The organism is Paenibacillus agilis (genome assembly GCF_007786455.1).
In the GTDB taxonomy this organism is placed as follows: Bacteria; Bacillota; Bacilli; order Paenibacillales; family Paenibacillaceae; genus Paenibacillus_B; species Paenibacillus_B agilis.
On sequence record NZ_VNJK01000001.1, the window covers coordinates 1,403,156 to 1,427,731 of the forward strand.

Below are 24,576 nucleotides of genomic sequence, written 5' to 3' on the forward strand. Positions count from 1 at the left end.
CAGCTCTTTATTAGAATAGGCATAAATTCAAACTCAATAATTCACTACTACTTGAACATTATGCACCGAAATCTTTATCATGTGTTGTAGGATTATCCTTGATTAACTTCTGTTCGAGCTTAGCTCCGAATCCTTCAAAGTAATTCGTAAACCGATCAAATGCTTTTCGATCCACAATCCAATCCGCCAGCTTCACGCAGCCGTAAGCGAACAGCATACCGGCAAACATATCAATAATCCAATGGATGTTCAAATAGAGCGTTGAAATCATAATCGAGATACCGAAAACACCAACAATCCATCGATACCATTTACTCCGTTCACGCATAGCCAACAGAACGGCTGCAAAGGCAATAGACGTATGCATGCTAGGGAAGCAATTAATCGTAACATTGAACGCCTCTGCTGCTGTTAAGCCCCGTTCAAGCAGGTCAGGTGTTCCTTGTACATACCACACTTCCTGCAAGAAGATGAGGTTGTAGAAAGGTAAAATAAGCGGTACTTGCAGCAAATAGCCTGCGAGCGCGTAGCGCCCAAACTTTTTCACGTCCTTCGTGAAAAAGGCGCGAATAATACACAACCAATATGTCAACGTAAAGCCATATATATATACTGATTGCATATAGGTCGTTAGCCATTCAGGCTGCCACAATTGGAACATCCATGGTGCATTGCCAGGAATCGAGTTAAACCATTCATTCCAATTGAATGTATGATGCATGGATTCGGTTTGCCATGCAACGACCTTGAACCAGAATGGATTCGCATATTTGTAGATGATGTAGAAGATCAATAATGTCAGTAGTCCCGCAGGCATAAAGCGAAGCCAAGAAATTTGCTTGGCATCCTTGCTAGTTCCCCATAAGGAAGCAATCATTACGATCAGACACCACAACTGCCAATTTTCAACTCGGAAAATAAGGAACATTAACAAAGCCATGATGGTTGCTAAAATAATGAGATACGTTTTTCTAGTTAGCAAATGGTTCACCTTTTCAGTTTTCTTTTGAATTTTATAGACAATTTTTGTATTATAGCATAGGGTTAATTGATTTTACGATAGAAAAATAATGATAAGTTTGGGCATAGTGCCGGGCATACACCATAAACGGTCAAAATGGAGAAATAACGTAACATATGTTCGAATTTTTCATTTGTTATATAGGGTTGAAAGAGGTAAGCGCCTCGTGCATATTATTATAGATGTACATATGGAAAAAGTGTGTGCAGATAGAGGGGTTTTGTTTAAATGAATGTTCACCTTGATCCATTTGATCCATTTGATCGTGACTTTGAGTCCATTGAAGCGATAGCGGACACGATTAGTCAGATCTTGCAATGTCCCGTTACGATTGAGGATAGTAACCATAGGCTGCTTGCTTATAGTACGCATGCACCTGATACCGATCCGGTTCGCATTGCAACAATTATTGGCAGGCGTGTACCTGAACATGTCATTAGTATGCTGTGGCGTGAAGGTATCATTGAGCAGATTATGGGGAGCCAAGTTCCCGTGATTATTGAACCGATTGATTCCATCGGCTTGAATCGGCGCATCGCAGTCGCGATCCGTCATCATCAGGATATCCTCGGTTATATATGGGTGATGGATGAGCACCAAGGAATCGATGAACAAGGTTTGGATGATTTGAACAAAGCATCACATGCCGCTAGAGGTAAATTGCTGCAAGTTCAAACCCAACGTCGTAGACGTGAAGAACAGAGCTTTGAATTTTTCTGGGGAATGTTAACCGGGAGTATGGATTCAGAGCATCGAATTGTAGATCGAGCGCACCAATTAGGAATAACTTTGCCCAAATCATATCGGATTATGATTATTGAATTTGATACATTGCTGAATGAGAAATTGTATGAGCAAGTACTGTATACGATACATACGGCACAGCGGCATCGGAAAGTGCTCCATGTAAGGCAAGAGCAGCGCTTGCTTGTGCTGATTGATGCGACGGATGAAGATATGGATGGGCACATCGCTGCGTGGATGCTGCTCATGGAGCGGATGCAGCAGCGTTTCGGAGTGAAGCCCATTCATTTGACGAGTGGGCTATCTTATTCCTTATATATGGATGTTGTGAAGAGTTATCAAGAAGCAATAACGGTTATGAATATGAAGAAGCACCTGCCTGAGGAAATGAGACATTTGCATCGATACGAAGAATTGGGCTGGTATCGTTTCCTTCCTACTATGATGCAGGAGCGTCGTGCACGTCCAATGAAGCATTTGAGCCTGTCTAAGCTGAAGGAGTACGATAAAGAGCATCAGAGCGGGTTAGTTAGTACGCTTTCCATTTTTCTGCAAGCAGATTGTAACGTGAAGCGAGCTGCTGAAATGCTGCATATTCACTCCAATACGCTAATGTATCGCTTGAAGCGAATAACAGACATTGGCGGTATCGACTTAAACGATATGGAACAAAAAATTTCATTGTATTTAGAATTGAAAATGGACCAATGGCAATCATAAATCAGCTAGGTATCCGCTTTGTGAAATTACACAAGGCGGATTATTTTTTTTCATAAAGTTGGACGAAGCTGTGATCGTCATAAACGGTTATATTAAATCTAAGAAGTGATACTTTTAAGCATTCGCAATGAACTTGAGGGGGATTCAATGATGATTATCGGAGTTCCAGCAGAAATAAAAAATAATGAAAACCGCGTTGCTGCAACGCCAGCAGGAGTTATGGCTTTAAGCCAAGCTGGGCATAAAGTGCTCATCCAAAGTGGAGCGGGTGTAGGCAGCGGATTTGAAGATCGTGATTATGAACAAGCAGGGGCTGTTATTGTACAGCAAGCTGCTGATGTATGGGCACAAGCGGAAATGATTATGAAGGTAAAAGAGCCGCTTCCTGCTGAATATGGATATTTCCGCAAAGGACTAATATTGTTTACTTATTTACATTTAGCAGCTGAACCTGAGCTTGCTAAGGCGTTATTGGATTCAGGTGTAATCGGTATTGCTTATGAAACGGTAGAAGTCAATCGTACATTGCCATTGCTGACACCAATGAGCGAAGTAGCGGGACGTATGGCAGCACAAATTGGCGCTCAGTTCTTAGAAAAAGTACACGGCGGTAAAGGGATATTGCTGGGCGGTGTTCCAGGTGTACAACGTGGTAAGGTGACGATTATCGGTGGTGGAGTCGTTGGAACGAACGCAGCGAAGATCGCGGTTGGTCTTGGTGCAGATGTAACGATTATTGACCTAAGCGCTGATCGTCTTCGTCAAATTGAAGATATATTCGGTACAAGCGTGCAAACGTTGATGTCCAATCCGATGCATATTGCAGAGTCTGTTCGTAATTCTGACCTTGTCATTGGCGCCGTGCTTATTCCAGGTGCTAAAGCGCCTAAGCTTGTCACAGAGGCGATGATTCAATCTATGCAGCCAGGCTCTGTAGTTATTGACGTAGCTGTCGATCAAGGTGGTATTGTGGAAACTGTTGATCGTGTAACTACGCATGACCAGCCTACTTATGTGAAACATGGTGTCGTACACTATGCCGTAGCCAATATGCCAGGAGCTGTATCGCGTACATCAACAATGGCACTGACTAACGTGACATTGCCATACGCGCTGCAAATCGCTAACAAAGGGCTAGAGCGTGCATTGCAAGAGAACAAGGCATTGCTAGCGGGTGTTAATACGGCTGGTGGAGAGATGACGTATCATGCAGTAGCGCGTGACCTAGGTTATGCGTACGTACCTGTAGAAGACGCATTGCAGAAGGCGCTTCTTGTACATTAATACGATGATGATTGCACAAGCTGGTATCCAGATTAAAATGGATATCAGCTTTTTATTTTTATGTACGCATACATGTGGCTATGTGGCGGATGCATATTTGTATCTAACGATTATTATGAACAGTTGTTATACATAGTGATATAATTATAAACAGAAAATGGATAAAGAAACGGGAGGTGATTCCTTGTATATTATGCGTAAATGTATCTCGGCACTTATAGCGACTATTGTTTTCTCTTTCACATTACCTATGATAGTTTTCGGTGTAAACATAATCACATTATTGTCTTCGTTATTATCCGTAGACGCTACTGGCCGTGTACTTCTTACCATGATTATGTTTGTGCTGGGAGGCACTTATTATGCTATAGGAATTCCATTGTCCATACTAATTGATCTCATCATGCGGATAGGTAGTAAAAAAGCAGAAGAAGCTCCTTCTAGAGTAGTCATTATTGTTCGCTTGTTTGGCTATCTGCTGTTATATGCAATTGGGGGATTGGTATCTGCATTCATTACGCTGCGTTATTTTATTCATGGCAACGAGAGTTCATGGCACTGGTATTCTATGGATTGGCATGAAATAATCACATTTGTTTCGGCCGCATGGCTGTTTGCGCTAATTGATTATTTGCTTAGCCGTATCAAACTTTTTAATTCGAACAAACGTCAAAAAGATAGCAGTAATGATTTGGCCAGTGATGTATAAGTTAAGTGTCAGACATCAATGATAAGCGTATACAGACGAATATGATTTGCACATGGAGGGTTAAATGATGTATACTCTTGCTCTAGTCTTGTTGCTTTGCCTCATTGCTGTTGGGTATTTGTGGTACGAGCGGTTTTTTATTAAATCCACGAAGAAGTAGAATCATCTCTACATTGATTCGATGATAAAGAGAGGCAAGCTTCCTTCGTTGTGTGAGAGTTGGTGACTCGTGTATGACTTCGTTTACCCTTAAACAAGTCAAAGCATGGAAGACTTATCTAACGATAGTTGGATGGCTTGTCTTGATTTTATATTTGTTATACGCTACATATTTGCTGTTTTTCGGCTTCTACCGAGCTTTGGACATGACGGGTAAATATGCAATTAATCTAGTCCCTTTTCAAACGATTAAGGAATATATGTTCCACCTCGATTATTATCCATTTGATGTATGGTTTAATAATTTATTCGGTAATGTTTTGTTGTTTTTGCCATTAGGGTTTCTTATTCCGCTTTTGCTGCCTGTATTTAAGCGCTGGTGGATAATAGTGCTCTTGTCCCTTGTTCTCACGGTAACGATAGAGATGCTCCAATATGGTCTGCAACTAGGTACCCTGGATGTTGATGATATGATATTGAATACTGGCGGGGGATGGCTTGGATATGGTCTGCATATTGTAGCTAGACAATTGTGGACAGAGCAGGCAAGAAGGATAAAGGGCTCACATACTTCCTCAGTGGATTGAGGAAAGAGGAACATGTCTTACACCGTTAAGAACGCAAATAAATGTGATTAAATGACACCGTACCTAAACGTATGGTGTTTTTTGTTTTTGTTGCCAAATATGAATTCTTTCTTAAATGTCAATCTCGTTATACGATGAAGCTTTACAATAAGTGCAGGAGGGTTGAATGGAATGTTAGATGGAACTGCAATTTTATTGGCTGAAGATGATCCTGAGATTGCCCGCATTGTACGCGATCATTTTCGCAGACAACGATGTGATGTAACATGGGCATCTACTGGACTTGAATGTTGGGAAGATTTTCGGAATGGTAATTATGATCTTGTTATTGTAGATCTTATGATGCCTGAGATGGATGGATATGATTTATGTAAAAATATACGATTAATTAGCGATGTGCCGCTAATTATTATAAGTGCTCGTGCTGAGGATGAGGACAAGGTGCGCGGTCTTCAACTCGGAGCAGATGATTATTTGACAAAGCCTTTTAGTTTAACTGAACTTACTGCAAGGATACAATCCATCCTACGACGTTATCGTCAAGGAAATGCTCAGCCATCTCAAGCGATGAAAATGGTATTTAAGCATGGATTGTTAATTGACTTTGAGCGTCAGCGTGCTTATTTGAACGAAGAAGATATTCATCTTACGAGCAAGGAATGGGCTTTGCTCGTGCTTATGGCAACACATCCGGATCGGACATTCTCCAAAACCGAGTTGTATGAGCATGTCTGGCAGCAGCGTCATGAGGATTGCACGAATACGATTAATGTTCACATTAAGAGTCTTCGGACGAAGCTTGGGGAACAAATTCGCAATCCAAAATTCATTGAGACTGTGTGGGGCAGTGGCTATCGATTTATTGGAGAGCGTGACCAATGAAGCTCCGTAATTGGCTGATGAGTGCTTTTTTAATCGTTATGCTGCTTCCTGTAATCGCTTTTGGCTTATTTGCCTATGTAACGTATGAACATGATAAAAGTGAAGCGTTGGAAGAATACGTCCAGGTTACAGAGAAAATGCAACAGTATGAAGGACAAATCATGAACCCGAAATGGTATCGTGTACAATCTAATGAGAGATACAAGCCTCTTGAATTGTTGCTGGATGACTCCATTGAGCTAACGTTGTATCGAGCGGATGGGTACCGCTTATTTTCCACGAATCAGGATGACTACCAGCAATATTTCCTGCGTGTCCCTGCTGAAGAGCTATACAGCAAACTGTATCAGCTTGAAAAAACGCCTCGTGCTTTTAAAATGAAGCAGCCCGTTTTTCATGGTGATCAACTTATAGGATTTTACGACTTACATGTAGAGCGAGAGCAATATGTAGAGCAAGTTAGCAACACCGTGTGGCAGCTTATCGCCGGAATTATTTTGTTCTTTGTTATTTTGTATGTCATTGTATGGTTGCTGGTGAAGCGTAAACTTATTCAGCCAATGCGACATCTGATGAGCCAGATGAGTGCGCTTGCGAATAATGAGCCTATTACAGAGTGGAAGCAAGCTTCCAATGATGAAATGGGGATTTTGATAAAGCATTTTGGAGATATGCGTGAAGATATTGAAGCCGCACGTGAAGAAGTGGCGAGAGAGCAGCAGGACAAGCAATTTATGGTTGCTTCTCTATCTCATGATTTGAAAACGCCACTAACTTCGATTCAAGCCTATATGGAAGCACTTGAAAATGGATCACAATTGACACTAGAGGAGCAAGAGGATTATCGGGCAATTGTTAAATCCAAAGTAGAGCAGATGCGAGGAATGCTTGATGATCTAACGCTTTTTGCAGCACTGCGTTCTTCTAAATATCCTACTAACTTGATCGAGGTCGAAGGCGAAGAAATATTTGATATGTTGTTCTCCGGCTATGATGCTTTATGCAGCAAAAATGGTGTGCAATTAAAAACGAGTATCGAAGTGCAGGGCACTTATCAAATGGACCCTAAACAAATGATGCGTCTGACTGACAATCTTGTTAGTAATGCGCTTCGCCATACTTCAGCTGGAAGATGTGTTGGCATGGCAGCTGTGTCAGGGATTGAGCAAGTACCTGATTGGTTGGCACCATTTGAGCAGCAGTTGAACGATGTTCGTAGAACTGATGCGGCAAGCCTTATCATTTTCAATGAAGGTACGGTCATTCCTGATAAAATTTTGTCCGGATTGCTTGAGCCTTTCGTTCAAGGCGAGCAGTCACGACCCAAGTCCATGCAAGGTTTCGGATTAGGTCTAAGTATTACACAAGAAATTATACGCAGACACTATGGGCAGCTTCATATATGGTCGAAAGCTCCTTATGGTACGGTCGTGATGTGTCAATTTCCGATCCACCCCAGTAAGAGTGCTATGAAGGAGGGCGAAGATACATGAGAACAAAAGGTTTGACAGTTATCAAATGGATCTTTGTTGTTTTCATCGTTTTCCCGGTGGCAGGTTGTGGCTGGAGCTGGAACTGGAGTAAGTCCGAACCACCTAATAATTTCTTAGATATGGTAACGCCGCCTAACTACGAGTTGGTTTCTTATTATGCGGAGGCAAACATGACTTTTACGTATAGGGACGGGAAGTCAAAGGATGAGAAGTATTTGTTAAAAGAATGGGTGGGTGCTAAGCAGGGGCGGATTTATCGAGAGATGATAGAGGGGAATGAGGTTCAATATAGTCTACAGACACCGCGAGACTTACTTACTTATACAAAGGGAGATAAAGTAGCCTACATCACTTCATTTTCCCCAGAGGATCCAGAAGTGTCCTTCGGAACTCGCGAAAGTTTTATGATGCAGATGGAGTCGATCCGTAAAAATTACACCATCAAATCGGTAGAGGATGATACCTTTTTGGGACGGCCTGTACAGCGACTGCGTGCTGTAACGAAAGATTCATCGTATCGTTCAGAAATGGAACTGTGGATTGATAAGGAAACATGGATGGTATTGAAAACTTCAGAGCGGTCCGACGAAGTCGAATTTGTAACGGAGTATACGCTCTTTGAAACGAGGAACAAATTCGAAGATAAGGAATTGGAGTTAATTCTTCCATCCCATGTAAAGATAGAGAGTATGGATGAGAGCATCAAGCCAGATCGAATTACATTGCAAGAGGCTGCCAAATTTCTAAAGAGCGGTCTGATGCATCTACCGCAAAATCAAGATATTAAACTTTCACATGTGGAAAAAGAAGTGTATGACTTTGGAGAGGATGCAGACTGGACATTAATTTCGCTTATTTATGATAAGCCTGACGGAACGCCAATGTTTCAATTATATATCTCGCCATCTGCAAATGATGGAGATAATACTTCGGCAGGCGATAACAAAGTGAAAGTTAGAAATAAGCAAGGGATGTATTGGGAAGAGCTTCAGATACTTTCTTGGGAGGAGAACGGCTATCTTTATGAATTAATGAGTCGTCATCCAGACTTAAAGCAAGATGAACTTCTTAAGTGGGCGGAGAAACTCACTCCATATCCATCCCCAGTAGAAATGAAACCAAAGATACAAGGATAGCGGAGGGGTCATCATGATAGAGAGAGAAAATCAACCTATGCGTATGCTGCATGAAAAGATGCTGGATGTATTTAGGTGGCGCAGTATTATTAGTACTTCCTTAATCTTGTTGGGAGCGATAGCTTATCTAGTATGTGCCTATATGTGGAATTGGCTAATGTGGCCAGCCATTACAGCCTGTATAGCTGCTGTCGCATTGTTTGTCCTATATGTTTTTATTTGGCCTAGACTCGAGTATCGATACTTTGCTTTCGTTGTTCATGAAGAAGAAATGGAAATTAAGCAAGGGGTCTGGTTCCGTAGTCATGTGCTAATTCCAATGACAAAAGTACAGCATGTGGAGACGGAGACGGGCCCACTGCTGCGTGCATACGGACTTGCTTCTACGATGATTGTCACAGCTGCTGGCACGCATAAAATTAGCGGTTTGCTGCAGAAGGAGGCAGATGAACTTAAAGCTTATATCGGAACATTAGCACGGGTGGTGGATACTGATGAATGATCATGAAAGTGTACAGTATACCCCAACGCGAAATAAGCTTCATCCTGCTCAGATTTTACTGTCTTGGCTGGAAGTCATCAAAGCGCTCATACCTTTAATTATTATTGTCTTCTTTGATATAAGAGATTCGGCTCAATTAGAATGGTATCACGCAATTTTACCGGGTATATTGCTTTTTGGGCTATTTACAAGCTACTTGTCTTGGCAGCGATTCTATTATGTGCTAGAGCATGATCGTGTTCGTATCCACAAAGGTATTTTGTTCAGAGAAGAACGAAATCTTTATTATTCTCGTATTCATTCCGTTAATGTGGAGCAGCCGTTAATTCATCGGTTGTTAGGTATTGCTCGGATCAAGATCGAAATGCCAGGGGGGAAATCTGAAGGGGATGGCGTTCTAAAAGCGATAACACTGGATACGGCAAACGAACTGGAACAGTGGATTCGCAGTCAATCATCATCGATGAAGCTGAAAAAAGAAGTTGAAGTCGTGGGACAGGAACAACAAAAGTTAGTTTATGATCAGAGTGATGATGTTAATGCCCAGTCTCAACTAGCCTCGGAGCAACATGCCATTTCTTCACCTGATGTTATTGATAACAAACGAGAGCATGAGCGTAATACAGCTCAAACTGTTGCTTATACATATAAGCTGCCTTTGATCGAGGTGTTGTTTGCATCGATTACAACGGTCAACATTGGGTTAGTTATTACGTTTATGTTAGGTGTTATTTCATTCGCTGATGATATTTTGCCAGCAGCTCTCTACGACCGAATCATTTCAATGGCACAGGCGATTTTCCCGACTTGGTGGGGAATTGTCATAGTTGGTGTAATTGCAGCATGGGCTCTTTCTACGATTCTTTATATATTGAAATACGGTGGATTCCAATTGGAGTTTGATGGAAGTCAAATTAGCATATCCTATGGGCTGTTAGAGAAGAAGAAGCATGTGTTTCGCATTAAGCGGGTGCAGGCGGTCGTTGTGAAGGAAGGTATTCTGCGTCAAGTTCTCGGATATGCCGAGGTTGGTCTTCATGTCGTATCTTCGAATAAAAACGAAATGGTTATTTTACACCCATTTATTCGTAAGCAGCTTCTACAAAGCTGGATGGCTGAAATGGTACCACAGTTTAACTGGGTTGAACGGGAGAAACGTTCTCCGAAGAGAGCCATTTGGACCTTCTTGAAGTGGGACACGCTTATAAATGGATTGCTTACAGCTGCAGCCGTCTGGTATTTTGGCGCAGTTGGCTGGTGGGTTCTGCTGTTATTCGTTGTAACCGTGCCGATTTCTTATATCGCACATTCAGACGAGGGATTCACGTGCCGTGACGAGCAGCTTACCATTTGGAAAAGGGATTTGGCACGCTATACGATTTTTGCACGCCGTAAGCAAATAGTAACATTCCAAAAGCGTTCAACACCTCTTCAGAAGAAGATGCGTTTACAGCGAATGAAAGTGAAACTGATGGGGGATGTTGGGGGAACCAGTTTCAGTACACAATGCTTGGATGAGCATGACGTAGAAGCGGTTTGGAACTGGTTTAGAAGAGACCAACGTCTAAAATAATAAAATTAACTATTTCTGCGACAGCCTTAGTTTCGTGTAAGAACGAACTAAGGTTGTTTTTTGCGCATTAATAATTGTCAGCTGAGCTACCATCCAAGAAGATAACGGTCTTGGATGGCTGGTCCCAGCTGACGGGAAGATGAAATACTTTTTTAAGCAGTGAAATAGGCACGTAAGTACGTTTATTTTTAATAATTGGCTTTTCTGTTAAGGTAACATCTTTTCCATTTACTTTTAGTTTATCGCTAATGGAATACCAATTTACCTGATGCCGCTCACCTTTTATGACAACGGAATGGGAAGTGGATTCCCAATGAAGTTCGACGTCCATCACTTCATGAAGCTGTGAGGCTAAGATGTAACTAGCGCCTTCGTGCAAAATGGATCCTGATAAAATGGATTCACCATGAGCGTTGAACACATTAACGGATTGATTATCAACAGCAGCAGCTGCCTGTACGGGTAAGTCGAGATGTAATGTAAGAGCGATGGCTAATGTAAAGGTTATTAGGGCGGTTTTTTTCAAATTCATAACCTCCTTCTATAGAATGACGTTTCACGACTAGAAAAAGTTTCATGAAATGATAAGCTTTTTTGAGATACTTCTTTTGGAAGAGTGCAGTACAAATGCATCCCTCTCTTCTTACTTAAACCAATCAAAGATGAATCGATCACAATCTAGACAATTTTTATTGCATTCTATTTCTACTAAACACATGAATAAGCCCAGCTAACTCCTCTTTATTCTTAAAGAAAAGTCAGCTGGGCTGTATTAGCCAATATAATTATTATTCGATGACGCTATCAATTAACGGACTACACGTTCCAGTGTAAAGCACAGTTAAACGATGCAATGCTCTTGTACAGCCTACATAGAGTAGGCGAGTCTCAAGTGGTTGCAGACCATAGCGAGTGCTGTCAGCACCTATAATCGTTACGGCATCAAACTCCAAGCCTTTTGATAAATATACAGGTAGTACAGAAATGCCCCCTGCATACGTATCTTGTTTGCCATCCATTAAATTAATTTCCCAACCATTCTCTCTAAGCTCAGCAGCTAATTGACGCGCTTCCTCAGTCGTGCGGGTGAGGAGAGCTGTTGTCTCATAGTTCTGTTCTTTCATAGCCATAAGCTCAGTCTCGATGTAAGTGAGCTGGTTATCCTCGTCATGAGAAAGAACTCGAACAGGTTCTCCACTGCGGAAGACAGGCTCTGCCAGAATAGGGTTAGTAATTCCACGCTTCAAGATGACATTGGCAAACTCTATAATTTCCATTGTAGAGCGGTAGCTTCGTCTTAGCTCGAAGTAACCTGTATCTTCCTCTTGGAAGAGATTGCGAAGTTCATCCCAGCTTTCAATACCTGCATAAGCATGGATACCCTGAGAAAGATCGCCGAGTACGGTAAAGGATTGACTGCGGACGCATTGATTCAATAATGCCAAATGAAGGGGAGAAAAATCCTGTGCCTCATCAATGACAATATGATCAAAAGTATGCGTTCGCTCAACACCATACATAAGCATATGGATATAGGTCATTGTCGTTAAATCTTCTTGGCGAATTTGATTCTGCTTCAGATCGTTGACGGTTCGTTTCCATAATGCTGGTGCTAAGAACTGGCGAACAGGTTCCGTTTTTATCAACGTCTTGTAGATATGCAGGACATCTGGCTTCGGCCATTTTTTCATATAGGCTTTCAGACGGGAAGAGGATTTGCGTTTCTTCTCCTGAAGAGTTGTACGTGAACGTTCACGCTTCAGTTCCATTTCGACCCAACGTTGAATACGTGCAGATACACGTTCTAGCCGCTTGGCAGGAGCATAAGAACGATACTCCTCATGATACCATGTCAATAGCTGCTCATGTTTAATGAGCGCCCCGTCCCATGGACTGAAGTCTTCTTCTGGTACAGCCTGCTCGACAATGTCTTGCACAGCATCCTGAATAAGTTGTTTCCAAGCAAGAGAGCCTTTCATTCTGCCGCCAGCAGCTTGAATATCTTGATTAGCTCCTTGCAGTTCACCATACCAGAGCTCGGCTTCTTCTGTTGCGCTGATAAGCTGTATCCGATCATCTAGCCCAGTCCAGTCTAGGGCCCAGTCAGCGAATGTTCGCTGCTGGATATCTCCTACACCCAGTTCAGGAAGCACATCAGATATATAATCCAAGAACATTCGGTTCGGGGCAAAAATAATCATTCGATCCGCACGTACTTGCTCTTGATACTGATAAAGCAAAAAAGCAAGGCGATGCAATGCAACAGTTGTCTTACCACTACCTGCAACCCCTTGTATAAACAAGGCTTTATTTTTAGGGGCACGAATAATAAGATCCTGCTCTGCTTGAATCGTTGATACGATATCACGAAGCTTATTATCTTTATTTTCTCCTAGCCGGTAGACGAGGAACTCGTCGTTCACATGCTCATCGCCGGACGATCGATTATACGTATCTGCCACTCTCTGCAAACGTTCCTGACGAATAACAAGATTTCGTTTTAGATCGACGTGTGCTGCTTCGGCTCCCTCAGGAGTCTCATATTGAACTGCTTCTTCTCCACCGTTGAAGGCATAAAATAAACTCGCAACAGGAGCTCTCCAATCCAAGACAAGCGGGTAGGCTTCTGTATCCCCAAGTTTCCAGGTCTCTTCATCGTCAACCCCTTGTTTACCTATATAGAGAATATGACTATTGTCGCGACCTACTTGTCGTACGTCCATTCTTGCGAAGTACGGGTCTTTAACAGCTCTGCGCAGTCTTTGCCTTCTTGTCTCACGATGATCTTCAAGTACTTGCTCTGTGAAATCTGAACCGCGATAGACCGGAATTTGTTTTAATTCATCATACTGCCTGTGAATGAGAGACAACGTCTGTTCGAGACGTTGTTCTTCTTCTTGATAGGCACTTTGAAAAGATTCGCTCACTTTCAGTTACCTCCTAAGAGTAGTTTGAAATAGCTACGTATTGTTCTTAAGTGCGTAAAAACAGGAAGGTAACTATACCATAACGAGATAGTGAACACAACATACAGCATTGTATTTCCCGTCTGGTATGTCTTTATACCGTGTGCGTAAAATCAAAAGAAACCGGGCTCTCCTTAATTAGGAATGCCCGGTTGTGTTTCACGTATTTCTTCAATTTGAATCTATACGAATATTATTTGCCTTCTACGATCGCATCAAGCGCAAGCTCGATCATTTGGTTGAAAGTAGTTTGGCGTTCTTCTGATGTCGTTTGCTCACCTGTTACGATATGATCGCTAACTGTTAGCAAGGACAAAGCTTTAACGCCGTATTTTGCAGCCAACGTGTACAATGCAGCCGTTTCCATCTCAACAGCCATAACGCCGAATTCGCCAAGTCTGCTAACAGCCTCTGGGTTCTCGGAGTAGAAGTAGTCGGATGTATGGACATTACCAACACGTACTTGCATTTGACGATCTTTAGAAATCATATATGCACGATGCAGAAGATCAAAGTCCGCGATCGGCGAGAACGAAATGCCAGGGAAGAAGTGCGAGATGATGGAGGAATCTGTACAAACACCTTGTGCCATCAACACTTCACGCAATTGAACATCACGTTGGATCGCGCCGCAAGTTCCTACACGAACCAATGTTTTAACACCGTAATCTTTAATTAGCTCTGTTGCATAGATGGAGAAGGATGGAAGACCCATGCCTGTTCCTTGAACGGAGATACGCTCTCCTTTATAAGTACCTGTAAAGCCCAACATGTTACGAACTTGGTTATAGCATTGAACATCTTCTAAAAATGTCTCTGCAATATGCTTCGCACGAAGCGGGTCACCTGGAAGAAGTACTTTCTCTGCAATTGCACCTTGTGGAGCCTCTAAATGTATACTCATGCTAAACCTCCAAATTATCATTCATTTTAATGTAGCAACTTCGTCTCATCTTAATTTTGAATACGCTCACACTGACCACCGGTTAAAATAGGTTTAATGTAGACGATGCTTATTAGGATGACACGAAAATGCTGTTTGAATACTAGCCTAACACCACATATTCATCATTTCAGTGTTTTGTAACGTTTTCATTTTGTGTTCTTGCTCACAAAAAAATAGTTCTCGGCTTCACTGCGACTAGGTCGAAGGTTGGACTACAATGGTGCTAGAATCATTTAGCGAACAAGTTCTGGTACAGGCATTCATAAAATAATACGCTCAGGCATTGCTTGATGTAGTCTTAGCAGCTATAAGTTGAATTTATGTGCAGTGTCCTTACGACGCCAGACGCGCTGCTTCTGTTCAATATAGGAAGATTCACTGACTTCTGACATTTTCTTCAAATTCATAATTGTAATCGTTTTCTGATTAACGGCTATTAATCCTTCATCTTGAAATTCTTTGAGCGTCTTGGACAAAGACTCTCTCGTAACGCCTACCATATTGGCAAGCACATGATGAGGGAACTTATATTGAATTTGAATGTAACCGCTATCTTCAACACCTAAGTTTGTAGATAGGTCCAGCAGTAGGTTAGCGCATTTGCGTCTCACGTCCATAAAGGACAAGTAGCAAATCTTGCGATTCAACACCCGAATGTTATCTACGAGCTGGCAATAGGCACGACGCAGTATCGAAGGATATCGTTCGGTTAGTTCCATAAAGTCTTCACCACTAAGCATCCATGCCTGTACGTTATCCATTGCTTCAATAGAAGCAATTCTAGCGGAGGCCGGATCGATAGCTTCCACTTCGCCTATGGTTTCACCTGGGAAGAAGAAGTTGAAAATAAACTCTTTATCTTCCTCAATGCGATAAACTTTGACGAAGCCGGAACGAATAATAAAAATGTCTCTATTCGTATCTTCTTCATAAATAATGGTGTGATTTTTCTTGAAATGACGGTGTTTTAGCTTAGGAATGAGTTCTTTTATAGCATGCTCAGGCAAATCCTGAAAGAAGGTAACCTGACGCAAATCATCTATCATCGTATTAATCCACCTTGTTTATATTATCACTAGTGTCATCATACACTAGAAAACGCTTTCAAACCAAGTTTAACTTCTTCTTACTTTAGTGTGGGGGTGATGGTTTTAGTTACCAGCTATAAGTCTAGTAACAAAGTTATGGTGCATTTTAGTAACTTAGGTTACGATAGGTAGTGGCAATACCGCAATACCAATACATCATTCATAGGGGGAACATACGCATGAAGAAAAAAGGTTGGTTATTAATGCTTGCAAGTGTTATGGTGCTCACGCTCGTTTTGTCTGGCTGTGGTGCTAAAAACAAAGAGACAGATCCAGCAGCTGGTGGCTCTGCACCAAAAAGTGATCTCAAAGTAGGCCTCGTAACAGACTTGGGTAGTGTAAACGACAAGTCATTCAACCAAAGTGCGTGGGAAGGCTTGCAAAAGCTTCGTGATGAAAAAGGTGTTAGTGTCAAGTACATGGAGCCTAAAAAAGATGCTGAAATCATTCCTAACTTGAACCAATTCGTTAAGGGCGGCTATGATTTGACATGGGCAACAGGCTTTACAATGATGGATCCTGTTAAACAAATTGCAGGAGAAAATCCAAATGCTAAACTTGCTATTATTGACGCGGAGGTAAAAGCACCTAACGTTGCTTCCGTCCTGTTCCAAGAGCATGAAGGCTCATTCTTGGTTGGTGTTATTGCTGGTCTTACAACTAAAACAAACAAACTTGGATTCGTTGGCGGTTTGGAATTGCCAGTAATCAAGCGCTTCGAAGTTGGCTTCCGCGCTGGTGTTGAAGCAGTTAACCCAGAAGCAGCGAAGAACTTGAAAGTTATTTACACAGCTGACTTCAGCCGTGTAGACAAAGGTAAATCTGCAGCTTCCACAATTTATGAAGGCGGAGCGGACATTATCTTCCACGCATCTGGTATGACAGGTAACGGTGTATTTAATGAAGCAAAAGAGCGTAAGCAACGTGGTGAAAATGTTTGGGTTATCGGTGTAGATATGGACCAATCCTTGACATTTGGCGATGACATTACTTTGACTTCTATGATTAAGCGTGTTGATAACGCTGTTATCGAAATTTCCAAGCAATTGGAAGGCGACAAGTTCCCTGCAGGTAAAACAACTTACATGGGCTTGAAAGAAAATGGCGTAGATATTGCTCCAACTTCTAAGAAAAACGTTGCTCCAGAAGTATTGGAAAAAGTAGAAGAATTCCGTACGAAGATCATCAACGGTGAAATCACAGTTCCTAGCGAGTAATTGTACTTTTGACAATATGCATTGCCAATTCCCCTGCCGCTTAAGTGGTGGGGGAACTTCTTAAGGAGGAATCCGTATGACCGCTCAACACGACATCGTTCTTGAGCTTAAGGGGCTCACCAAGCGATTTCCGGGAATCGTTGCAAATGACAGCATAGACTTACAGTTGCGCAAAGGTGAAATATTGGCGCTGCTAGGTGAGAACGGGGCCGGGAAATCGACTCTGATGAATATGGTATTTGGTCTGTATCAGCCAGATGAAGGTGAGATTTGGATAAATGGCCAACCTGTTTCCATGGATACCCCTAGTAAAGCGATTGAACTCGGCATCGGAATGGTTCACCAGCATTTCAAGCTTGTTCCACCGTTCACGGTTACAGAAAATATCGTACTAGGTATGGAAACAAAAAAAGGTCTAGCTCTCGATCTTAAGTCATCTGTACAGCGCATTCAAGAATTATCCGATAGATACAACCTAAATATTAAACCGCATGCAGTTGTAGATACGATCTCGGTAGGTATGCAGCAGCGTGTAGAAATTATGAAAATCTTGTACCGTGGTGCGGATATTCTAATTTTCGACGAACCGACGGCTGTATTGACGCCACAAGAGATTACGGAATTGCTTGCGATATTGAAAGGCTTGGCGGCAGAAGGCAAATCCATCATCATCATTACGCACAAGCTTAAAGAGATTATGGAAATCGCAGATCGCTGTACAGTCATTCGCAGAGGTAAAGTCATTGATACGCTGCAAGTAGCTACAGCTTCTCCGGAAGCGCTTGCAGAACGCATGGTAGGCCGTAACGTAAGTCTTCATGTAGACAAGGAACCTGCAACGCCAGGTGAACGATTGGTAGAAGTTAAAGATCTACATGTAAAGGATGCAAGCGGTCAAGATATGCTGCGTGGTGTGAGCTTTGACATTAGAGCAGGTGAGATCGTCGGTATCGCTGGTGTAGACGGTAATGGCCAAAGTGAATTAATAGAAGCATTAACTGGCATGATGAAGGTGGATTCGGGCTCTATCCGCATGAATGGAGCGGAAATGGCTAACTTGTCGCCACGAGTAGTCAGCGAATCCGGCGTTGGACATATTCCACAGGATCGCCATAAGCATGGACTTGTACTTGATTTTACAGTCAGCGAAAATTCTGTCTTGAAATCCTATTATAACAGTCCGATGAGCAAGCTTGGCATATTGCAGGAAAATAATATTAGAAAAGAAGCAGAGCGTTTTATCGAGAGCTACGATATTCGTACCCCAGGCACAGAGGTTCTGGCACGTTCCCTATCTGGTGGTAATCAGCAAAAAATCATTATCGCACGTGAGATCGAAGCGAATCCGAAATTCCTTATTGCGGCACAGCCAACTCGAGGCTTGGACGTAGGTGCTATCTCATTTGTGCATAAGCAGTTAATTGCTGAACGCGATGCTGGCAAAGCGGTTCTGCTCGTTTCCTTTGAATTGGATGAGATTTTAGATGTAGCTGATCGCATTCTCGTTATTTTCAATGGACAAATTGTTGGAGAGACGACTCCTTCGGCGACAAATGAGCAGAAGTTAGGATTAATGATGGCAGGAAAGTTGGGGGGAGAATCGTCCAATGGCTAAGCTTAAGTCATTCATCAATGTATTTAAACAAGAATCCATTTGGATTTCGATCATTTCCATTTTCCTCGGCTTACTGATCGGTGCGATTGTTATGCTAGTTGGGGGCTATGAGCCTATATTGGCTTACCAGTCCATGATCGAGAAAATTGTAGGAAATCCGTATGATATTGGCGAAACTATTCGCTCTATTATGCCACTTATACTGACTGGTTTGGCTGTTGCGATTGCTTTCCGCGGTGGAATGTTTAACATCGGGGTAGAGGGACAAATCGTAATGGGTTCCATCGGTGCATTATTAGTCGGACATTTCTTAGAGCTTCCGCCTATTCTGCATACATTGTTTGCAATCGTTGTAGGCGCTATATTCGGTGGTCTTTGGGGGATGCTTGTTGCTTGGTTGAAAACGAGCAGAGGCATTAACGAAGTTGTAACTTGTATCATGTTGAACTGGAGTGCGCTATATATTAGCCATATCGTCGTTCGTATGTTCATGATGGAAGAAGGTACAGCTCGTTCGAAGTTGATTCAAGATTCAGCAAGCATTGAAATGCCTTTCTTAATTCAATGGTTTGACGGAGCTCGTATTCACTGGGGATTCATCATCACGATGCTTCTTCTGGTCGGCTATTCCTTCTATATGAATAAGACGAAGTGGGGCTATGAGCTGCGTGCAGTTGGTTCCAGTAAACATGCTGCACACTATGCTGGTATTTCTGTAAATAAGACGATTCATCGTACATTCTTTATTTCCGGTATGATGGGTGGATTAGTTGGTACATTTGAAATCTTAGGTGTGTTCAAATATTTGGCTATCGCGCCAACGACATCAGGGCTAGGCTTTGACGGTATTGCGGTTGCGTTGCTAGGTATGAATACAGCAATCGGCATATTGTTGGCTGCTGCATTGTTCGGAGCATTGATGTACGGTTCGCAAGGAATGAGCTTTGGTGCTGATGTACCAGGAGAAGTAATTCGCATGGTTGTTAGTATCATCATCTTCTTTGCAGCGGCTCCAGGCATGCTTCGCGTGTTATTCCAACTTCGACGTTCGACTCGTAGGAAGGAGGTGAGCGCTCGTGGAAATGATAGCGTTTCTCATTAATGGTACGTTCGTATTCGCGACTGCGCTTATCTTTGCAGCATTGGGTGGTCTCATTACTGAGCGAGCAGGTGTAATTAACCTAGGATTAGAAGGCTTCATGGTATCGGGTGCATTTACAGCAGGGGTTGTCACTTATTATGCCGAGCAAGCAGGTATGGCTGGAGCAGCGCCTTGGATCGGTTTCTTGGCTGCACCAATATTCACCTTGCTATTCGCTCTATTGCATGCTATTGCTTCCGTACGCTTTAAGGCGAATCAAGTAATTAGTGGTATCGTTGTAAACATGTTGGCAGCGAGCTCTACGTTCTTCTTTGTAAAGCTTTTGTTCGACGGTGCGGCGGAAACACCACTTCTGCAAAACGTATTTAGTAAAGTGAGCATTCCAGTCTTGTCTGAACTTCCGTTCGTAGGTGTCGCTTTCTTTAGCCTATATCCGGTAACGTATATTGCAATTGCACTAGCTATCATTATTTACTTCATAATGTATCGTACACCACTAGGCTTGCGTTTACGTGCGGTTGGTGAGCATCCTGGTTCTGCGGATACTGCAGGCGTTCGAGTAAATCGCTTGCGCTTCTTGGCAGTATTAGCAGGTGGGATGATCGCATCTCTTGGTGGAGCAACAGTTACATTGACGATGAACAGCAGCTTTACATTCCATACGATTTCTGGTCAAGGTTTCATTGCCTTGGCAGCTGTAATCTTTGGCCGCTGGCATCCAATTGGAGCCTTTGGTGCTGCCTTGTTCTTCGGTGTAGCACAAGCGGTTAAAGACCAAATTCAAGTCATAGAAGCAGCAAAGCATATTCCAAATGAAATATTCTACTTGCTTCCTTATGTGCTTACGCTTGTCGTTCTAATCTTTACATCCAAAAAATCCAGTTCTCCGGCTGCACTTGGTGTTCCGTATGAGCCTGGTAAACGTTAATAGTTATAACAATTAATAAGAGACCTACTGTGAAATTCAATTTCTCAGTAGGTCTTTTTGTATGAAATGATATAACTCCATGGGAAAGTATCACAATTCGTTGTTTCCTCATCTATTCGTTTAAGCGGTTGCTTCATACAATAGTAGTACAGAAGTCTATAAAGAGAGATGGAAAGGAGAGAATGATTATGTCGCCTACTGACTTGAGCACTTCTAAAGGCTCAGCGCCAGATCCAGGGCTCCAAATCAAAGCATCAAAGCAAAGTGGATGGCAGCGCTTTATTAAGCAAATCGATATTCAATTGATGGTACTGCCAGCTCTCTGCTTCGTATTTGTTTTTAGTTATATCCCGATGTACGGGGTACTAACTGCTTTCCAGGATTATAGCTTGTTCAAAGGATTTTTTGCTAGTGACTGGGTTGGATTTAAGCATTTCGCAGCTTTCTTCAAATCTCCTGATTTTGAACGAGTATTACGCAATACGCTCGTCATTAGCTTTTTGAAGTTGCTAATTAGCTTCCCGGCACCAATTCTTCTCGCCTTAATGCTTAACGAGGTTGGTAACAAATACTTTAAGAGTCTTGTTCAAACGTTAAGCTACTTGCCGCACTTCTTGTCTTGGGTTATCGTATCGGGCTTCGTTATCTCGATGCTATCTGTAGACAACGGCAGCATTAACATCATACTAGAGAAACTAAACTTAATTGAAGAACCATTGAATTTCCTTTCGATGCCGGAATATTTCTGGTCTATCCTTATTACGACCAACGTTTGGAAGGAAATCGGATTCGCTTCGATTGTATACTTGGCCGCAATTGCAGGTATCGATCCTCACTTGTATGAGGCAGCAGCGATGGATGGTGCGAGCCGGTTTAAACAAATTTTCCTGATAACGCTTCCATGCATTATGCCTGTAGTAATCATCTTCATGATTCTTGCCATCGGAAACATTATGAATGCTGGATTTGAAGATATATTACTCCTGAGTAAGGACAAAATCGTTTGGAGCGTATCGGATGTTATAGACACCTACGTACTCAGGGTCGGTATCGAGAATCACCGTTACTCTTATGCAGCTGCAGTAGGTTTGTTCAAATCAGTAGTCAGTATCATATTACTTACACTTGCTAACGCCATCGCTCGTCGCAGCGGCAACAGTTTGTGGTAGGAAGGAGGTAGCACGATGAAACTAACATTTGGTGATAAAATGCTTCAGGTTTGGATTTACTCGTTTCTGACCTTGCTGGCCTTCGTAACGTTCTACCCATTCTGGAATGCCGGTGTTATATCTTTGAATGATGGTAAAGATACGATGCTTGGAGGAATTACCTTCTGGCCTCGAGAGTTCACACTCGAAAACTATAAAATTGTACTGCAAGATGAACGGATTCTGAATGGTTTTGTTATCTCAGTATCTCGTACAATCATAGGTACGTTTCTAAGTATTTTCGCCACATCATTATTAGCGTATGGAATGACAAAGCGTGAATTAATGGGTCGCAAATACTACATGATCATGTGCGTATTCACAATGTACTTTAGCGGTGGTTTGATCCCGACATACTTGCTTATTCGCGAGTTGGGATTGATGGATACATTCTGGGTTATGATCCTGCCAGGTTTGGTATCAGTGTGGAATATGATTATATTCCGTACGTTCTTTGCAGGATTGCCGGCGGGACTTGAAGAGTCGGCGAAAATGGACGGTTGCGGACCTTGGAAAACGTTCTTCTTTATTGTTCTTCCGTTGTCTGGTCCTGTTATAGCAACATTGTCCTTGTTTACAGCAGTCGCACATTGGAATGAATGGTTTATTCCGAGCATTTATATTAATAATGAAAATCTACTGCCTGTTCAGACCATTCTACGTAATACGTTGAATGCAAATATCATGACGGAGCAGATGAGTAAGCTAGATCCACAGGCTGCTGCTCGAATGGCAGGTGCATCTAATGTAACTACGAAATCGCTATCAATGGCGACAATGATGGTAGCAACATTGCCGATCATCATGGTGTATCCTTTCTTGCAGCGTTTCTTCGTTAAAGGTGTATTGGTAGGTTCCTTGAAAGAGTAGTCTCTAACTGATGTTGTTTGAAGCATTGCTTTAAACATAGATGATCTTAGTGATCAGCACACGCATAATAAGAGAGGGGTTATGTCTATGAAGAACCGTTGGGGTAAGTCATTGTTGCTTCCGCTTATCGCGGTATTTGCAGCAATGTCATTGTTGGCTGGCTGTGGCGGCGGTGGAACACCTGCTGCAACAACACCAGAGAAAAAAGGTTCTGAAACAACCGCACCAGAAGCATCAACTGCGAAGTATGAGTTTGGTAAAGAACCGCTTGAAATCGAACTTTATGGTCACTATGACTGGTTCTCCATGCCAGCATGGGGTGGTGACCCTGCTACAAAGTGGATTCAAGACAATATGAAAGTTACGATTAAGCCGATTCTTTCAGGTGGTAAAGCAAACCAAAAGCTTAACACATTGATCGCAGGTGGGACGCTTCCTGATGTAATCTGGATGCAGCGTGATGGCGAAGTTGAACGTTTGCGTCAAAATGGATTGCTTGTTCCATTCGATGATTATTTGGATAAATATCCGAACCTGAAAGAGTGGGCTGGCGAAGATACACTTAACATGCTTCGTTCTCCAGACGGCAAATTGTATCAGTTCCCGAACTGGTATACAAAAGAGCCAAATGGTAACGGTGGCTACATGTTGAATATTAAAATGTATAAAGAGCTTGGTGAGCCTAAAATCGAAACATTGGATGACTTCTATAACTACTTGAAATTAGTTAAAGCGAAGTATCCTAACGTAATTCCATTCGAGCCAGGCTTAGAGGCACAAGGATTCGATACGCTTTACTCTGCGTTTAAAGAATCTAACCCGCCAACTCACATCTCGATGCGTGCTGTACCTAATGGTGACAAGTTGACATCGCTCTTCTTGGATCCAACTTATCGTGAATCGATGCAATTTATTAACAAACTGTATCGCGAAGGCTTGGTAGCAAAAGATGCATTGACGCAAACAGAAGACCAAGTTAAAGAAAAAGTTATGAATGGTCGAGTAGCTGTTTATTCTTCTGCAGATACGACAAAGTTCGGAAGTATGGGTCATGCGGCATTGACAAAGAAAGATCCGAATGATGGATACTTCATGATCTGGCCATTTGCTAAAGCTGGAATTCCTAAAGATAAAATTAATCCTGGTCACTACAACTCTTTGGGTTGGAACGTAAGCGTAATCACAACTTCCGCAGAGAATCCAGAAGCAGTATTCGCATTCTGGGATTACATGACTGGTCCTGAAGGATTCCGTGTATTGTTCTGGGGACCTGAAGGTCTATACTGGGAAGGTGTAGATGCTGACGGAGTACCGAAATTGAAAGATGATTACTTCACAAAAGAAAAAGAACGTCAAGATCTGATGGATAAGTTGGTTAACTTCCAATGGGCTGGTAACACGGGATACATCGATCCTGCTAAGTCCAAGTTCGAGCTTCAGCTTCCACCAGAAAAACGTACATGGGAAACAAGATGGCAATCCGAAATCACTTGGAAAACTCAATACAACGCTACTGAGTTCCAAAATCTTGATCCATCAAAAGAATCTGATGAAGGTATCGCAAGACAGGCAGTAGAAGATATCTACTTGGAAGCTCGTTCTCAAGCTTTATACGCGAAGAGCGAGGAAGATGTATTGAAAGTGCTAGACAAAGCTCACGCTGATGCAGATGCTGTTGGTTACAGCACAGTGCTTGAGTACAAAACAAAAATGTGGCTAGAAAACAAACAAAAACTTGGTAAATAAGAATATGTTATAGAGGAGTTAAGTCTATACACTCGTATAGACTTAACTTTTTTTGTTTTTTATTAAAACAATGGTCGTGT

At 42.2% G+C, this 24,576-nt stretch carries 21 protein-coding genes; 16 read left to right on the forward strand and 5 right to left on the reverse strand.

Going from position 1 to position 24,576, the window contains the following annotated elements; translation table 11 throughout:
* Positions 1-58 precede the first annotated feature (58 nt).
* On the reverse strand, positions 59-982 hold the full coding sequence (locus FPZ44_RS06240) for a phosphatase PAP2 family protein (RefSeq protein ID WP_144988375.1): 924 nt from the start codon (positions 980-982) through the stop codon (positions 59-61).
* A gap of 267 nt (positions 983-1,249) precedes the next feature.
* On the opposite strand from FPZ44_RS06240, the gene FPZ44_RS06245 reads away from it, so the two are divergent.
* From FPZ44_RS06245 to FPZ44_RS06285, 9 genes are all read left to right on the forward strand, one after another.
* Positions 1,250-2,485: a PucR family transcriptional regulator gene (locus FPZ44_RS06245; protein ID WP_144988377.1), complete on the forward strand. Its 1,236-nt coding sequence runs from the start codon at positions 1,250-1,252 to the stop codon at positions 2,483-2,485.
* A 150-nt stretch (positions 2,486-2,635) separates the two neighbouring features.
* Positions 2,636-3,769, forward strand: a complete 1,134-nt coding sequence (gene ald / locus FPZ44_RS06250; RefSeq protein ID WP_144991714.1) for an alanine dehydrogenase — start codon at positions 2,636-2,638, stop codon at positions 3,767-3,769.
* Between the two features lie 184 nt (positions 3,770-3,953).
* Entirely contained in the window at positions 3,954-4,478 is a 525-nt protein-coding gene (locus FPZ44_RS06255; RefSeq protein WP_144988379.1) for a hypothetical protein, read from the forward strand.
* Positions 4,479-4,711: 233 nt separating this feature from the next.
* Positions 4,712-5,224 carry a VanZ family protein gene (locus FPZ44_RS06260; protein ID WP_144988381.1) on the forward strand — a complete coding sequence of 171 codons (513 nt, stop codon included), beginning with the start codon at positions 4,712-4,714 and terminating at the stop codon, positions 5,222-5,224.
* A 171-nt stretch (positions 5,225-5,395) separates the two neighbouring features.
* Positions 5,396-6,106 carry a response regulator transcription factor gene (locus tag FPZ44_RS06265; protein ID WP_144988383.1) on the forward strand — a complete coding sequence of 237 codons (711 nt, stop codon included), beginning with the start codon at positions 5,396-5,398 and terminating at the stop codon, positions 6,104-6,106.
* Positions 6,103-7,599: a sensor histidine kinase gene (locus tag FPZ44_RS06270; protein ID WP_144988385.1), complete on the forward strand. Its 1,497-nt coding sequence runs from the start codon at positions 6,103-6,105 to the stop codon at positions 7,597-7,599. The genes FPZ44_RS06265 and FPZ44_RS06270 overlap by 4 nt, the downstream gene beginning before the upstream one ends.
* The gene (locus FPZ44_RS06275; RefSeq protein WP_144988387.1) at positions 7,596-8,735 is read left to right on the forward strand and encodes a sigma-E factor regulatory protein RseB domain-containing protein; all 1,140 of its coding nucleotides are present in this window, start codon (positions 7,596-7,598) and stop codon (positions 8,733-8,735) included. Before FPZ44_RS06270 ends, FPZ44_RS06275 begins: the two co-directional genes overlap by 4 nt.
* Before the next feature lie 13 nt (positions 8,736-8,748).
* A complete protein-coding gene (locus tag FPZ44_RS06280) occupies positions 8,749-9,237 on the forward strand; it encodes a PH domain-containing protein (RefSeq protein ID WP_144988389.1) in 489 nt (162 codons plus the stop codon).
* On the forward strand, positions 9,230-10,810 hold the full coding sequence (locus tag FPZ44_RS06285; RefSeq protein WP_144988391.1) for a PH domain-containing protein: 1,581 nt from the start codon (positions 9,230-9,232) through the stop codon (positions 10,808-10,810). The genes FPZ44_RS06280 and FPZ44_RS06285 overlap by 8 nt, the downstream gene beginning before the upstream one ends.
* A 67-nt stretch (positions 10,811-10,877) precedes the next feature.
* Here the strand turns inward: FPZ44_RS06285 and FPZ44_RS06290 are convergent, their stop codons facing one another.
* From FPZ44_RS06290 to FPZ44_RS06305, 4 genes are all read right to left on the reverse strand, one after another.
* Entirely contained in the window at positions 10,878-11,336 is a 459-nt protein-coding gene (locus tag FPZ44_RS06290) for a copper amine oxidase N-terminal domain-containing protein (protein WP_186785937.1), read from the reverse strand.
* A 262-nt stretch (positions 11,337-11,598) separates the two neighbouring features.
* Positions 11,599-13,737: a HelD family protein gene (locus tag FPZ44_RS06295; RefSeq protein ID WP_144988395.1), complete on the reverse strand. Its 2,139-nt coding sequence runs from the start codon at positions 13,735-13,737 to the stop codon at positions 11,599-11,601.
* A gap of 232 nt (positions 13,738-13,969) precedes the next feature.
* Positions 13,970-14,680, reverse strand: a complete 711-nt coding sequence (gene deoD / locus FPZ44_RS06300) for a purine-nucleoside phosphorylase (protein WP_144988397.1) — start codon at positions 14,678-14,680, stop codon at positions 13,970-13,972.
* Positions 14,681-15,027: 347 nt separating this feature from the next.
* Positions 15,028-15,768: a Crp/Fnr family transcriptional regulator gene (locus tag FPZ44_RS06305; RefSeq protein WP_144988399.1), complete on the reverse strand. Its 741-nt coding sequence runs from the start codon at positions 15,766-15,768 to the stop codon at positions 15,028-15,030.
* Positions 15,769-15,989: 221 nt separating this feature from the next.
* Here FPZ44_RS06305 and FPZ44_RS06310 point away from each other — a divergent pair, with 221 nt between their 5' ends.
* The 7 genes from FPZ44_RS06310 to FPZ44_RS06340 all read left to right on the forward strand — a co-directional run bounded on the left by FPZ44_RS06310 (position 15,990) and on the right by FPZ44_RS06340 (position 24,496).
* Positions 15,990-17,027, forward strand: coding sequence for a BMP family lipoprotein (locus FPZ44_RS06310; protein ID WP_144988401.1), 1,038 nt, complete (start codon positions 15,990-15,992; stop codon positions 17,025-17,027).
* 76 nt (positions 17,028-17,103) lie between these two features.
* Entirely contained in the window at positions 17,104-18,642 is a 1,539-nt protein-coding gene (locus FPZ44_RS06315; protein ID WP_144988403.1) for an ABC transporter ATP-binding protein, read from the forward strand.
* The gene (locus FPZ44_RS06320) at positions 18,635-19,744 is read left to right on the forward strand and encodes an ABC transporter permease (RefSeq protein ID WP_144988405.1); all 1,110 of its coding nucleotides are present in this window, start codon (positions 18,635-18,637) and stop codon (positions 19,742-19,744) included. Before FPZ44_RS06315 ends, FPZ44_RS06320 begins: the two co-directional genes overlap by 8 nt.
* On the forward strand, positions 19,725-20,672 hold the full coding sequence (locus tag FPZ44_RS06325; protein WP_418789167.1) for an ABC transporter permease: 948 nt from the start codon (positions 19,725-19,727) through the stop codon (positions 20,670-20,672). The genes FPZ44_RS06320 and FPZ44_RS06325 overlap by 20 nt, the downstream gene beginning before the upstream one ends.
* A 305-nt stretch (positions 20,673-20,977) precedes the next feature.
* Entirely contained in the window at positions 20,978-21,841 is an 864-nt protein-coding gene (locus FPZ44_RS06330) for an ABC transporter permease (RefSeq protein ID WP_261378368.1), read from the forward strand.
* A 15-nt stretch (positions 21,842-21,856) separates the two neighbouring features.
* A complete protein-coding gene (locus tag FPZ44_RS06335) occupies positions 21,857-22,750 on the forward strand; it encodes a carbohydrate ABC transporter permease (protein ID WP_144988411.1) in 894 nt (297 codons plus the stop codon).
* An 87-nt stretch (positions 22,751-22,837) separates the two neighbouring features.
* Positions 22,838-24,496 carry an extracellular solute-binding protein gene (locus FPZ44_RS06340; RefSeq protein ID WP_144988413.1) on the forward strand — a complete coding sequence of 553 codons (1,659 nt, stop codon included), beginning with the start codon at positions 22,838-22,840 and terminating at the stop codon, positions 24,494-24,496.
* Positions 24,497-24,576 lie beyond the last annotated feature (80 nt).